Origin of the sequence: Streptomyces sp. NPDC006691, assembly GCF_042869955.1 — a bacterium.
In the GTDB taxonomy this organism is placed as follows: domain Bacteria; phylum Actinomycetota; class Actinomycetes; order Streptomycetales; family Streptomycetaceae; genus Streptomyces.
This window is the reverse complement of record NZ_JBIAGW010000021.1, coordinates 46184-59827: the sequence shown is the minus strand read 5'-3', so window position 1 is coordinate 59827 and position 13644 is coordinate 46184. Positions and strand designations below refer to the sequence as shown.

11 protein-coding genes and 1 pseudogene are annotated in these 13644 nt (G+C 72.3%); 6 read left to right on the top strand and 6 right to left on the bottom strand.

Going from position 1 to position 13644, the window contains the following annotated elements; genetic code table 11:
* Positions 1–543 precede the first annotated feature (543 nt).
* Together ACFYNP_RS32430 and trxA are read right to left on the bottom strand one after the other, a co-directional pair.
* Positions 544–1074: a hypothetical protein gene (locus tag ACFYNP_RS32430; protein WP_388404917.1), complete on the bottom strand. Its 531-nt coding sequence runs from the start codon at positions 1072–1074 to the stop codon at positions 544–546.
* A gap of 302 nt (positions 1075–1376) precedes the next feature.
* Positions 1377–1766: a thioredoxin gene (gene trxA, locus ACFYNP_RS32425; protein WP_100578912.1), complete on the bottom strand. Its 390-nt coding sequence runs from the start codon at positions 1764–1766 to the stop codon at positions 1377–1379.
* 125 nt (positions 1767–1891) lie between these two features.
* Here trxA and ACFYNP_RS32420 point away from each other — a divergent pair, with 125 nt between their 5' ends.
* Complete coding sequence (locus ACFYNP_RS32420) at positions 1892–3331, top strand: dihydrolipoyl dehydrogenase family protein (protein WP_388790558.1); 1440 nt, start codon at positions 1892–1894, stop codon at positions 3329–3331.
* Positions 3332–3340: 9 nt separating this feature from the next.
* On the opposite strand, the gene ACFYNP_RS32415 is transcribed toward ACFYNP_RS32420, so the two are convergent.
* A complete protein-coding gene (locus ACFYNP_RS32415; RefSeq protein WP_388790555.1) occupies positions 3341–4348 on the bottom strand; it encodes an SDR family NAD(P)-dependent oxidoreductase in 1008 nt (335 codons plus the stop codon).
* A 223-nt stretch (positions 4349–4571) separates the two neighbouring features.
* On the opposite strand from ACFYNP_RS32415, the gene ACFYNP_RS32410 reads away from it, so the two are divergent.
* From ACFYNP_RS32410 to ACFYNP_RS32400, 3 genes and pseudogenes are all read left to right on the top strand, one after another.
* Positions 4572–5090 (top strand): GNAT family N-acetyltransferase, encoded by a 519-nt coding sequence (locus ACFYNP_RS32410; RefSeq protein ID WP_388790553.1) that lies wholly within the window; start codon positions 4572–4574, stop codon positions 5088–5090.
* Positions 5091–5203: 113 nt separating this feature from the next.
* On the top strand, positions 5204–6460 hold the full coding sequence (locus ACFYNP_RS32405) for a phosphodiester glycosidase family protein (RefSeq protein WP_388790550.1): 1257 nt from the start codon (positions 5204–5206) through the stop codon (positions 6458–6460).
* Positions 6461–6702: 242 nt separating this feature from the next.
* A pseudogene (locus ACFYNP_RS32400) lies at positions 6703–7122 on the top strand (MgtC/SapB family protein); the annotation flags it as partial.
* Positions 7123–7222: 100 nt separating this feature from the next.
* Here ACFYNP_RS32400 and ACFYNP_RS32395 read toward each other — a convergent pair.
* From ACFYNP_RS32395 to ACFYNP_RS32385, 3 genes are all read right to left on the bottom strand, one after another.
* A complete protein-coding gene (locus tag ACFYNP_RS32395; RefSeq protein WP_388404930.1) occupies positions 7223–8272 on the bottom strand; it encodes a M4 family metallopeptidase in 1050 nt (349 codons plus the stop codon).
* A gap of 148 nt (positions 8273–8420) precedes the next feature.
* Positions 8421–8816, bottom strand: a complete 396-nt coding sequence (locus ACFYNP_RS32390) for a tetratricopeptide repeat protein (RefSeq protein ID WP_388790548.1) — start codon at positions 8814–8816, stop codon at positions 8421–8423.
* 112 nt (positions 8817–8928) lie between these two features.
* A complete protein-coding gene (locus tag ACFYNP_RS32385; RefSeq protein ID WP_388404935.1) occupies positions 8929–9741 on the bottom strand; it encodes a hypothetical protein in 813 nt (270 codons plus the stop codon).
* A gap of 344 nt (positions 9742–10085) precedes the next feature.
* Between ACFYNP_RS32385 and efeU the strand changes: the two genes are divergently transcribed.
* Positions 10086–12215 carry an iron uptake transporter permease EfeU gene (gene efeU, locus ACFYNP_RS32380; RefSeq protein ID WP_388790545.1) on the top strand — a complete coding sequence of 710 codons (2130 nt, stop codon included), beginning with the start codon at positions 10086–10088 and terminating at the stop codon, positions 12213–12215.
* 87 nt (positions 12216–12302) lie between these two features.
* Positions 12303–13574, top strand: coding sequence for an iron uptake transporter deferrochelatase/peroxidase subunit (gene efeB / locus ACFYNP_RS32375; protein WP_388790542.1), 1272 nt, complete (start codon positions 12303–12305; stop codon positions 13572–13574).
* Positions 13575–13644 lie beyond the last annotated feature (70 nt).

Below are 13644 nucleotides of genomic sequence, written 5' to 3'. Positions count from 1 at the left end.
GCCAGGCCGGTCAGATGTCTGCTGCGGTGCGTATTCCGCTTCACGCGGTGAAGTCCCCTCCCCTGGAGGTCCGTTCGGCTCCCCTGCCTGTGCGGACCCCGCCCACGGCGCAACGGCCGCGCCCCGATGAGGAGGGCCTGCCGTTCCGCTCTGACGCGTCACATAGTGCGGGTCTTCGAGGAGTTTTCGAGTGGCTACTGTGAAACATGACGAAAAAATGTGGCCGACGTGATGGGGCGCAGGCCGGTGCACGATCCGGTGGGAGCGATTCCGGTCCCTCGCGCCGGTGGGCGCCGGGCCCGGAAAATCGGAGCAGTCGGGCGGGGTAACCGCTTTCGGTGCAGGGGGCGCACGCGGGCGCAAACCATCAATGGTCCAGACAACCAGGCGTTCCGGGACGTATACGGTTTTCGGCCACACGAGCGAAACATCCGCTCGAATCCGCGCTGCCGACGTCCACTTCCGGACACACGAAACCGGCCGACCCGGGGGGATGGGCCGACCGGCGAACGTGGGCCGCGGATGCGGGCGGCCGGTCCGGTGCTAGTGGGCGGCTGCCGGGGCGGGAGTGGCGCAGTTGACCCGCAGCGTCGGGGAGTTGAAGGTGCCGTCCTGGTGGCTCTGGCTGTCGTTGAACTCGTAGTAGACGTACGAGTAGAACGCGATGTTGCCGTTGCAGCCGGAGTCCGCGGCCACCTGGACCGGGATGGTGACCGTGCGGCTGGTGCCGGGCGCCACGGGCACGGAGTAGTTCACCCCGAGCGTGGTCGTGCCGGTCCCGGTGCAGGTCACGCCGGTACCGGAACACGAGGCGAGCGAGTACTTGAGGTCGGGGCGCTGGGTGGTCGCCCAGGTCGGCTGCACCGACTGGTAGACGAACCACACGTCGGTGGTCTGGTTGTTGGTGAAGGTCATGCTCAGGTTGACCGTGCCGCCGGGCTTGGCCGTCGTCGCGTCCGCGCTGAAGCTCACGTCCGGGGTGGCGGCACTGGCGGACTGGCCCATGCCGAACAGGGCGAGGGAGGAGGCAAGGGCAGCGGCGAGGCCGAAACGCCTCAGGTGTGTGATTCGCATGAGGACGGAGAGTAGGAGGAAGACCACGCAACGTCCGCCGGATCCTCACAGTGCGGGGGCCCGCTGGCTCGAACCCGGCAGGCATGAACTGGCCGTGAAGGGACGCCGGTTGGCATCTTGACGCCACGCCGGTCGCAGCCCGGAGGGGGCGTGCCCTCCGGTCGCGGCCGAACGTCTGACCGATAATCGATGCTCCCCGGGGCGCGCAGCAATGGCGCATTCCGGCCCCGGACGCGGCACGGCCCCCTGCCCGGTGGGGGGAGGGGGCCGTGCGCCACGGGAGGGCCCTGGGGCCGGCGGGCTCAGTTCTGCGGCGGGGTCTGCTGCGCCTGCTGCTGTGCCGCCTCGACCGACTTGCGGACCTCGTCCATGTCCAGGCCGCGGGCCTGGCCGATGACGTCCTCCAGGGCCGCCTCGGGCAGCGCGCCGGGCTGGGCGAAGACCGCCACGTTGTCGCGGACGATCATGAGCGTCGGGATCGACCGGATGTCGAAGGCCTGCGCCAGCTCCTGCTGGGCCTCGGTGTCCACCTTCGCGAAGACGAGGTCGTCATGGCGCTCGGACGCGGCCTCGTACACCGGGGCGAACTGGCGGCACGGGCCGCACCACGACGCCCAGAAGTCGATCAGCACGAACCCGTTGTCGGACACGACCGAATCGAAGTTCTCTTTGGTCAGCTCGACAGTGGCCATCACTCACACCTCTTCCCGGCCCCGGGGGTGGGACCGTCTCGCACAACCGCGTGCGCCGACGCGGTATTCCATCCTTGGCGGGTGCCCCTGTGGCCACGGAGTACACCGGGCACCAGACTGTGCGTATGACGGAAGCCGAGGAATACGACGTGGTGGTGCTGGGTGCGGGACCGGTGGGCGAGAACGTCGCCGACCGGGTGCGGGCGGCCGGCCTGAGCTGTGCGGTGGTGGAGAGCGAGCTGGTCGGGGGCGAGTGCTCGTACTGGGCCTGCATGCCGAGCAAGGCCCTGCTGCGCCCGGTGGTCGCGCGGGCCGAGGCCCGCAGGGTGCCGGGACTGCGCCAGTCGGTGCAGGGCCCGCTGGACGTCCAGGCCGTCCTGGAGCACCGCGACGACTACACCTCCCACTGGAAGGACGACGGCCAGGTCGAATGGCTCGACGGCATCGGCGTCCACCTGTACCGCGGCCACGGGCGGCTCTACGGCACCCGCAAGGTCAGCGTCACCAGTCCCGAGGGCGAGCACCACGTCCTCACCGCCCGGCACGCCGTCGCCGTGTGCACCGGCAGCCGCGCCCAGCTCCCCGGCCTTCCGGGCCTGGCCGAGGTGAACCCCTGGTCCAGCCGCGAGGCCACCAGCGCGCAGCAGGCGCCGGGCCGGCTCGTGGTGGTCGGCGGGGGAGTGGTGGCCGTCGAGATGGCCACCGCCTGGCAGGCGCTCGGCTCCCAGGTCACCGTCCTGGTGCGCGGCGGGGGGCTGCTGCCGAAGATGGAACCGTTCGCCGGGGAACTGGTCGCGGACGCGCTGCGCGAGGCGGGCGCCGAGCTGCGCACCCACACCTCGGTCACGGACGTCGTACGCAATGTGTCGACCGGCGCGGTGACGGTCTCGGTGCGCGGGCCCGAGGGCGACGGGCGCCTGGAGGCCGACGAGATCCTCTTCGCCACCGGGCGCGCGCCGCGCACCGACGACATCGGCCTGGAGACCATCGGCCTCGACCCCGGCTCCTGGCTGCCCGTCGACGACTCCTGTCGCGTCGAGGGCAGCGACTGGCTGTACGCGGTCGGCGATGTGAACCACCGCGCGCTCCTGACCCACCAGGGCAAGTACCAGGCCAGGATCTCCGGCGCGGCCATCGCGGCCCGCGCCGCGGGGACCCCGGTCCTGGAGAGCGACCCCTGGGGCGCCCACGCGGCGACCGCCGACCACGCGGCCGTGCCCCAGGTCGTCTTCACCGACCCCGAGGCCGCGTCGGCCGGGCTCACCCTCGCCGAGGCGGAGGCCGCGGGCCACCGGGTGCGGGCGGTCGACTACGACATGAGCGGCGTCGCGGGCGCCGGGCTCTACGCCGACGGTTACACGGGCAGGGCCCGCATGGTCGTCGACGAGGACCGGGGCGTGGTGCTCGGTGTCACCTTCGTCGGGCCGGGCGTCGGCGAGCTGATCCACTCGGCGACGATCGCCATCGCGGGCGAGGTCCCGCTGGAGCGGCTGTGGCACGCCGTCCCCTCGTACCCGACGATCAGCGAGGTGTGGCTGCGCCTCCTGGAGACGTACCGGGGCTGAGCCGGGCGGCTACGCCGCGAACGCGTCGACGCCGGTCAGCTCCGCCGAGAGCGCCCAGAGACGGGCGGCCTGCTCGGGGTCGGTCGCGTGCGCGCGCACGCCGGCGGTGAGCGCGCTCGCGTCCAGCTCGCCGTCGGTGACCCCGTTCGCCCCGGCTGTCACGAGTTCCGCGATGTCGCAGTCCTCGCAGTAGACACCGCCGAGGTCCGCGAGCCGCGGGGAGGTCGCCGCCCAGACCTGGGTGGCGGCGCCCTGCTCGGGGGTCTTGAAGTCGAGCGACCAGTTGCCCTCGGCGTCGACCCAGCCCGCCGCGAGTCGTTCCTCTTCGGAGACGTGGCGCACCAGAGGGGTGTTGATCTCGCCGGGGTGCACCGCGAACGCGCGCACCCCCGCGTCCCGGCCGAGCCGGTCGAGGTGCACCGCGAACAGCACGTTGGCGGTCTTGGCCTGACCGTACGCCTGCCACTTCTCGTAGCCGAGGTGGAAGTGCGGGTCGTCCCAGCGGATGGCGGAGAGCTGGTGGCCCCGGGAGGAGACGGCCACGACCCGGGCGCCGCCCGCGGCGAGGGCCGGCCACAGCCGGTTGACCAGGGCGTGGTGCCCGAGGTGGTTGGTGGCGAACTGGGCCTCCCAGCCCGGCCCCACCCGGGTCTCGGGGCAGGCCATCACCCCTGCGCTGTTGACCAGGACGTCGATGGTGCGGCCGGAGGCGAGGAAGCGGTCGGCGAAGGCGCGCACGCTGTCGAGGTCGGCGAGGTCGAGCGTGTCGACCTCCGCGCCCGCGATGTCCGCCACCGCCGCCCGGGCGACGTCGAGCCGCCGGGAGGGGACGACGACGTGTGCGCCCGCACCGGCCAGCGCGCGGGTCGTCGCCAGGCCGATCCCGGAGTAGCCGCCGGTGACGACCGCGAGCTTTCCGGCGAGGTCGATCCCGGCGAGGACGTCCGCCGTCGTGCTGCGGGCCCCGAAGCCCGACCCGATGCTGTGCTGAGGGGTGTGCTGCTCGGAAGTGGTCATGCCGACGAAGCTACGAGTTGAAGTGCACTCTCAGTCAACTCGCCTAGTCCGTTTGCTGGTTGAACGCCGTCCGGGTGTCGTCGCCCGCCGGCCGGCGTTCCGGCTCGGGGCCGCCCATGCCGATCGCTCGGCCCCGAAGGCCGGACGTTCGCCGCGCCTCCCGGGCGGAGCGCGGCGATGGGCCGGAGCAGGAGGAGCATCGCCGGTGCGTAATACTCCCTGTATGACCTCACGTATTACGACGGCCGGGGCGGGAGACGGCGTCGACATCCGGCGCGCTACCGCCCGCGACGCCAGGCGGCTGACCCGTCTGGTGCGCGGCTCCCGCGCCTACGAGGGCCCGTACGCGCCGATGGTCGACGGATACCGGGTGGGACCCGACTACATCGAGACCCACGAGGTCCACGTGGCGGCCGGCCCGGACGGTCGGGTGCTCGGCTTCTACGCGCTGCTCCTGACCCCGCCCGAGCTGGATCTGCTGTTCGTCGCGAACGACGCCCAGGGGTACGGTGTCGGCCGGCTCCTGGTGGCCCATCTGAAGGAGCGGGCACGCGCCGCGGGCCTCGATCGGGTGCGCATCGTCTCGCACCCGCCCGCCGAGGGCTTCTACCTGGGGGTGGGCGCGCACCGGATCGGCGTCGTTCCGGCCCAGCCGCCGGCGGTGATGTGGGACCGGCCGGAGCTCGAACTCCGCCTGGGCGAAGGGGGTCATCCGGTTGCCCCCGGCCGATATGCCGTATAAGTCCTCTTGCGTTATGAATCGGCATGGCAGGCCATCCGCGACTGCCGCCGTGCCGGAGCAGGCCCTCCGCGCGATGGGGCCGCGGGGCTCCGAGACGGCCGAGAGAGGGCGACATGGCGCAGAGTGCGGGACAGCCGGGGGACAGTGGCGTGCGGGACGACCGGAGCGGACCGGGCGTGGCGCCTCCCAGCGGCGCGACAGCGGTCGGGCGGCGGCGCCGGCTGCCGTGGAAGGCCCGCAGTGATCTGACGGTGCATCAACTCAAACGGCGCAAGCTGGCCACCCGGGGCGCGCTCGCGGTGTGCCTGCTGTGTATCGGCACGGTCGGCTACTCGGTGGGCGAGGCGCTGACCTACCCCGGCGACGACAGCACGGCGGCCCGCCTCGCCGGGTGGGCCCGCGAGCACGAGCTGGGCGTGGTCGTGGACAAGCTGGAGAACCTGCACTACCAACTCGACCCCCCGCAGGTGGGCGGCTCCCTGCCGAGCGCGGCCCTGGCCCGGATGCGGGCGACGGCCCCGCCCGTACCGGTCCACCACCGGAACGTGCCGTTGCGCGCCCCGATGCGGCCGCTGGTCAGCCCGGGGCTGCCGGGCGAGGGGGTGTGGCGGGTGCTCGGTGCCGCACACGGTGACCCCGTGGTGCAGGGCACGTACGTGCGGCCCGACGCCGACCACACCTCGTATCAGGCGGCCATCGCATGGATCAGCGGCAGCAAGGCGCGCTTCGAACTGCACCCCGGGGTGCGTGAGCCCGGCGGCAGCTTCTCCGTCCCGCCCAACATTCCGGAGGGCAAGCGCACCGGCCTGCTCGCGACCTGGAACGGCGGCTTCAAGGTCACCGACGGCGGCTCGCGCGGCGGCTTCTACCTCGGTGGCGAGACGGCGGGGCAGCTGCGCGACGGCGCGGCGTCGGAGGTCTTCTACAAGGACGGGTCGATCAGAATCGGCCAGTGGGGGCGCGACATGCGCATGACGAGCGACGTGGTCGGCGTGCGCCAGTGCCTCGACCTGATGGTGGACGGCGGCAAGGTCGTGCCGGACATCGACGTCGACTCCAAGTGGGGCGCCACCGACCAGAGCCGCATGTTCGTCGAGCGCTCGGGCGTCGGGGTGACCGCGCAGGGCGACGTCGTCATGGTCGTCGGCCAGGCCCTCACCGCCCGCACCCTCGCCGAACTCATGCAACAGGCGGGCGCCGTACGCGCGATGCCGCTCGACATGAACCGCGCCTGGCCCTCCTTCATGAGCTACGACCCCACGAAGGACCCGGCCAACCCCGCGCCCACCAACATCCTCGACTTCGACAACCCGCCGGAGCGCTACTACAACCAGGCGACCAGGGACTTCGTGGCGGTGTACGCGAAGTGACCGGGGCGGCCCGACCCCTACTTGCATGAATGCGCAAGTAGCGGTTACGGTCGACGGGCCAGGACGGAGAGACCGGGAACCGGGCCGAGGGGGTGAGGACATGGAGCGAAGTCGCGAAAGCGCGGACCGGCATCGGACGCGCGCCCCCCTGTCCCCACACCCCCGCGGCCCCCGGTGACGCCCCTCGGCGTGCTGCGAGGCCGGCGCGTCCGGCCGCCCGCGGCCGGGTGAGAGGAGCTCCCATGTCCACCCTCACCACCTTCGACTTCGCCCTGCGGCTCGCCGTCGGCGTCGGCTGCGGCGCCCTGATCGGCATCGAGCGCCAGTGGCGGGCCCGCACCGCGGGGCTGCGCACCAACGCCCTCGTCGCCGCCGGGGCCACCCTCTTCGTGCTGTACAGCGAGGCGGTCGGCGACGAGACCAGCCCCACCCGGGTCGCCTCCTACGTCGTCTCCGGCATCGGATTCCTCGGCGGCGGGGTCATCCTGCGCGACGGCGCCTCCGTGCACGGCCTCAACACCGCGGCCACACTGTGGTGTTCGGCCGCGCTCGGGGTCCTCGCGGCCTCCGGCCGGCTCGACCTCGCGCTCATCGGCACCGCCGCCGTCCTGGCCGTCCATCTGCTGCTGCGCCCCGCGGGGCGGCTGCTCGACCGGGCGCCCGCGCCCCGGTGCGGCCCCGAGACCTCCGAGGTGGAGGACGTACGGGACGAGGCGCGGGCAGGCGCCGGATGCGAGCGGCCGGCCGTGGACCGGCCGTCCGTCAGGTTGCCGGCACGCCGACCTGGGACCAGGCCTTGAGCACCGCCTGGATCTCGTCACCGTCGCCGTAGAGGCTGCGCGCGGTCGCCGCGGTGAGCCGTGCGAAGTCGGCGAACTGGGCGTCCTTGCCGAGTTCGCCGCCGGTGAGGGTGGCGTACCAGATCTTCCCCGCCCGCTCCCAGGCGTTGCCGCCGAGCGCGGTGGCCAGCAGGTAGAAGGCGTGGTTGGGGATGCCCGAGTTGATGTGCACCCCGCCGTTGTCGCGGCTCGTGCGGACGTAGTCCTTCATGGCGCCCGGCTGCGGGTCCTTGCCGAGCTGCGGGTCGTCGTACGCCGTGCCGGGGGCCTTCATTGAGCGCAGCGCCTCACCGTGGACGCCGGGGCCGAGCAGCCCCGCGCCGATGAGCCAGTCGGCCCGGTCCGCGCTCTGGCCGAGGGCGTACTGCTTGATGAGCGTGCCGAACACGTCGGACACCGACTCGTTGAGCGCACCCGACTGGCCGAAGTAGTCGAGGTTCGCCGTGTACTGCGTGACGCCGTGGGTCAGTTCGTGGCCGATGACGTCGACCGGCAGCGTGAAGTCGAGGAACAGCTCCCCGTCCCCGTCGCCGAACACCATCTGCTCGCCGTTCCAGAAGGCGTTGTCGTACTTCTCGCCGTAGTGCACGCTCGCGATCAGCGGCAGCCCGGAGTCGTCGATGGAGTGGCGTCCGTACGCCTTGAGATACAACTCGAACGTGGCACCCAGGCCGGCGTGGGCGCGGTTGACGGTGGCGTCCGCCGAGGGCTGGTCGGCCTCGGCGTGCACCTTGGCGCCGGGCAGCGTCTCCTGGTGCCCGGCGTCGTAGATGGTGCGGTCCGGCTTGTCGGACGGGGTGCCGGCGGGGGCGGCGGCGCCGCGGACCGTGGTGATCCGGCGCTGGGTGCGCAGCTGGGCGTCGTGCTCCAGGGTGCGGCGTGCGGGCCCGTATACGGCGGGGTCCTCGTGCTGGGCGAGCCGGTCGAGGATGTGAGGGGGTACGACGGAGCAGAAAACGGCGGGATTGTTCATGCGCAGCAATGTGGCACAGCGTGATGGAACTGTCACCGCGCGCAGTCGAGTTGGCTGGAATGTGACGTCCGGCGGGCGCCCCTGGTCGATCAGGGGCGCCCGTGCTGGCGGTCTCCGGCGGGTGGGAGTGCGCGTGCGAAGCCGGGGCTCACGCTCCGGCGCGCAAGGGGGCGGGGCCGGACACGGGGAGATCGCCCGCCATCGCGGCCGCCAATCGCAGATGCGGCGCCGCCTCGGCGGGGCGGCCCTGGCGCTCCAGGGTGCGGCCCAGCATCAGCGTGGCGTACTGCTCGACCGGGTCGCGTACGAGGACGGCACGCAGCTCGGCCTCGGCCTTCCCCAGCTGGGCGGAGTGGTAGTAGGCCCGGGCCAGGAGCAGGCGGGGAGCCACCTGCTCGGGCACCTCGGCGACCAGGCCGGTCAGGATGGCCGCGGCGGTGACGTACTCCTTGGCCTCGAAGAACATCAGGGCCCGGCTCCAGCGGTCGGCCGCAGTGCCGAACTCGTAGTAGCTGTCGGTGACTTCGTCGCGTGCGGTGGTCATGGGTGCGTCCTGTTCCGCGGGCTCCGGGGTGGATCCTCGCGCCTCGCTCAACACGAGAGTGTTGTTGAACATTCCACCACCACGTGCGGGCCGCACCGAGGGGTCGGCTCGCTCAGCGCGCGGCGGCCCTGTGCCGCCTGGCCAGCACGGCGACCAGGGCCGCGATCGGGACGATCAGCGCCAGTGTGACCGGGCCGGTGCCCCAGCCGAGGCCCGCCCTGCCGGCGGGCACGCCCATCCAGTCGGCGAAGGAGGCGCCGAGCGGCCGGGTGAGGACGTACGCCCACCAGAACGCGGCCACCGCGTTGAGCCCGAGGTAGCGGCCGGCCAGTGCGGGCACGGCGATCAGGGCGGCGAAGAGGAAGCCCGACGCGAGGTACCCGAGGTGCAGCGTGCCTGCCGTGAGGTCTCCGACCGCGGTGCCGAGGGCGAAGGTGGCGAGCACGGTGGCCCAGTAGAAGGTCTCCCGGCGGCGGGTGCGGATGCTGTGGATCGACAGCGTCCCCTCGCTCAGGTGCCAGGCGATGAACACCGCGCCGAGCGCCACGGTGAAGGCCACCGTCGAGACCGTGTACGGGATGCCCGCGACCACATGCACGACATCGGCGGCCATGGTGCCGAACACGCTGACCATGACGATCGCCGACCAGTACGTCCACGGCCGGTACCGGTCGCCGCGGAACTGCGCCACGAGTGCGACGACCAGGCCGCCGAGACCGAGGGCGCCGGCGGGGATCGGGCCGAGGGTGCGGCCCAAGTAGTCCGAGGCCGTCTCGCCCATGCCGGTGGTGAGCACCTTGACGATCCAGAACAGCGCGGTGACCTCGGGCACCTTGCTCAGGGCGGACTCGACCGGCCGGCCCGCCCGGCGGGCGCGTCCCTCCGGTAGCGGCCTCGTCATCGCCTCGCTGCTGGGCTGCCCCATGGTCGTCCCGCCCTCCCGGCGCGTCGCGCCCGAGCCTCAACCGCCGTGATTCCGGGCATGGTTGGGCCCACTGTGTCCGGCCGGGCGGTGATCGCGGCCCGGCGAATGTCTACGCGACTGTAGACGATGAAGTTGTGGGAAATGGCGGGAGGGGGTGTTCGCGCGGGGGCTCGTGCGGCGGGGGATCGTCGAGGCGCACAGCCCGCGCACAGGGCTTTGACCTGCGATGACCCTCACATGAAAGTCCCTTGACTACATGCGTGTAGACGATCCTGTGCTTTCGTGACTAAGGTATGCCTTCGCTAACTGAGGCGAGGACGCCTTCGCGGGCTGGGGAGAACGGCATGTGGGACGACGCGTTTCCAAGCTTCTTGATCGGACTGAGGGAGGGACTCGAAGGGGGGCTGATCGTCTCGATCCTGATCGCGACGCTCGTCCGCGCCGAGGCCAAGTCCCGCCTGCCGCAAGTGTGGACGGGTGTGCTCGCGGCGGTCGCCCTCGCGATGAGCTTCGGTGCGGTGCTCACGTTCTCGGCCGCGAACATGCCGACGACGGCCCAGGAGGCGTTCGGCGGCACGCTCAGCGTGATCGCGGTCGCGTTCGTCACGGCGATGGTGTTCTGGATGCGCCGCTCGGCCCGCACGCTCGCCGGCGAGATCAAGGAGAAGGTCACCGGGGCGCTGGCCATGGGCGCGGGCATGCTCGTCGTGACCTCGTTCCTCGCGGTGGGCCGCGAGGGCCTGGAGACGGCCCTGTTCCTGTGGACCACGGCCCAGGCGGCCGGCGAGTCGGCGGGTCCGATGATCGGCGCCGGGATCGGCATCGCCATCGCGACGGGGCTCTGCTGGGGCCTGTACCGCCGGGTCCTGAAGATCAACCTCACGAAGTTCTTCACCGCCACGGGCGCGGTCCTGATCGTGATCGCCGCGGGCGTCCTCGGCTACGGCCTGCGGGACCTCCAGGAGGGCGGGGTGCTGCCCGGCAGGTCCGCGTACGCCTTCGACCTGAGCCAGAGCATCGACCCGTCCGCCTGGTACAGCACCCTGGTGCAGGGCGTGCTCAACCTGACGCCGACGATGACCTGGCTCCAGGTCGTCGCCTATCTGGGGTACCTCGGTGTGGTGATGGCGCTGTTCGTGCGCGGCGTACGGGGCGTGCGGGCCGTGACGGCGAAGCCCGCCAAGGCTGTTGCGGCGACCGGTGCGGCCGCCGGTGCGACGGCCGAGCCTGGTGCTGGTGCTGGTGCTGGTGCTGGTGCTGGTGCTGGTGCTGGTGCCGGTGCCGGGGTGCCCGGGCCGCCGGGGGCGCGGGCTCGGCGCCGGCCCGCCTGGGTGGTGCCGGCCGCTGTGGTCGCGGTACCGGCCGTCGTCGCGGGCGCGGTCGTGGCCCTGAGCGGGTCCAAGCCGGCCGGTGCGGGGACCGTCGCCGTCTCCGAGCGGGACTGCGGCAAGGGGTTCACCGCGCCCAAGCCGGGGCGCCGGACCTTCCAGATGCACAACACCGGGGACAAGGCATCCGAGGTCTATCTCATCGACCCGGCGACCAGCGCGGTGTACGGCGAGATCGAGGGCCTGGCGCCCGGGACCACACGCGACCTCGTCGCCACCGTCGCGGGCGGCTCCTATGCCTGGCGCTGCGTGCCCACTGGCGGAAAGGCCGTCACCTCGGCGGCCGTACGCGTCAGCGGCGGCGGCGCGGCCAAGCCGGTCGTGCCGGTCGCGGCGGCCGATCTGGCCGCGCCGCTCACTGCGTACAAGCAGTACGTGAACCAGGGCCTGAGCACCCTCGTGGCGCAGACGAGGCGGCTGAGCGACGACATGGCCGGCGGCGACCTGAACGCCGCCCGCACGGACTGGCTCGCCGCACACCGTACGTACGCCTCGCTCGGCGCCGCCTACGGCACGTTCCAGGACTTCGACAAGAAGATCGACGGACGGACCGCGGGACGCCCCGACGGGGTGCGCGACAAGGACTTCACCGGCTTCCATCGCGTCGAGTACGGCCTGTGGCACGGCCAGGCGGCGAGCGACCTCAAGGCGCCGGCCGCTCAGCTCGCGACGGATGTGACGGACCTTCAGAAAGCCTTCCCGACACAGGACTTCGACCCCGCAGATCTTCCCCTGCGCACGCACGAGATCTTGGAGAACACCCTCCAGTTCGAGCTGACCGGCGAAGCCGATCAGGGCAGCGGCACCACCCTCGCGACCGCCGACGCCAACCTGGCCGGGACACGTGAACTCCTCGGCGCCCTGCGCCCGTTGCTGGTGGCACGCGACGCGCGGTTGCTCCCTGCGGTGGACGGCGACATCGCGCGGGTACAGGGACTGCTCGACTCCGCGCACCACGGCGGGAGTTGGACGCCGGTCGACCAGCTGGACGCGATGGCGCGGGCTCGACTGAACGGCGCGACGGGCCAGCTCCTTGAGGACCTGGCTCCGGTGCCGGACCTCCTGGAGATCCGCAAGTCCGCCTGATGACCACCCCGCACTGGCCCGCCGGGGCCCGGGCGACCGGCCGGCCGTCACACACCGACCCCCGCACCTCCCGAAGGGAACCCCGTCATGTCCGCCGAATCCCCTGCCCCGCAAGGCGGTTGCCCCGCCGGCCGGCGCTCCTTCGTCAAGACGGCCCTGGGCGCGGGCGCGGCCGGCGCCGCCCTGGCCGGCGGAGGGTTCGCGCTCGGCCAGGCGGGCGCCGGGCAGGCGCACGCGGCCGCCGCCGGCGACTCCGGCGCGGTGCCCTTCCACGGTGCCCACCAGGCGGGCATCCTCACCGCGCAGCCCGCGGCCGCGACCTTCGCCGCGCTCGACGTCGTCGCCGACAGCCGCGAGGGGCTCGCCGAGCTGCTGCGGACCATCACCGAACGAGCCCGTTTCCTCACGGCGGGCGGCGCGCCGGCCGACCTCGGCGTCGGAGCCCCGCCGTCCGACAACGGCATCCTCGGCCCGGTGGTCCCCGCCGGCGAACTGACCGTCACGGTGGGCGTCGGCGCCTCCCTCTTCGACGACCGGTACGGGCTCGCCAAGGCCAAGCCGGTACGCCTCACACCGATGCGGACCTTCCCCAACGACAACCTGAACCCCGCCGAATGCCACGGCGACCTCTCGCTCCAGATCTGCGGAGCCCGCCAGGACGTGGTGCTGCACGCGCTGCGCGACATCGCCCGGCACACCCGCGGAGCGATGCAGATCAAGTGGCGCATCGACGGCTTCCAGAACGCGCCGCGCCCCACGGGTGCCCAGCGCAACCTGCTCGGCTTCAAGGACGGCATCGTCAACCCGGACGTGACGTCCACGCGCGAGACCGACCGACTGATCTGGGTCGGCAACGCGCTGGGCGAGCCGTCCTGGGCGGTCGGCGGCAGCTACCAGGTGATCCGCGTCATCCGCATGCTGGTCGAATTCTGGGACCGGGTCTCGCTCACCGAGCAGGAGAAGATGTTCGGCCGCCGCAAGGACACGGGTGCGCCCCTGGACGGCGCGGTCGAGACCGACGCGCCCCAGTACACCAAGGACCCCCAGGGCAACGCGATCCCGCTTGACGCCCACATCCGTCTGGCGAACCCCAGGACCGCCGCGACCGACAACTCCCGCATCCTGCGCCGGGGTTACAACTACGACCGGGGCATCGACAGCGTCGGGAACCTCGACATGGGCCTGGTCTTCTGCTGCTACCAGCAGGACGTGAAGCGCCAGTTCGAGGCGACCCAGGAACGCCTCGTCGACGAGCCGCTCGTCGACTACATATCCCCGACGGGCGGCGGCTACTTCTTCGCCCTCCCCGGCGCGAAGGACACCTCCGACTGGCTGGGGCGGGGGCTGTTGGGGATGTGAGGGGCGGGGCCGGCGGGGCCCGGGGCCACTCCAGATCACTCCGGCGGTGCTCGGCGCCGGGCCGGTCGCC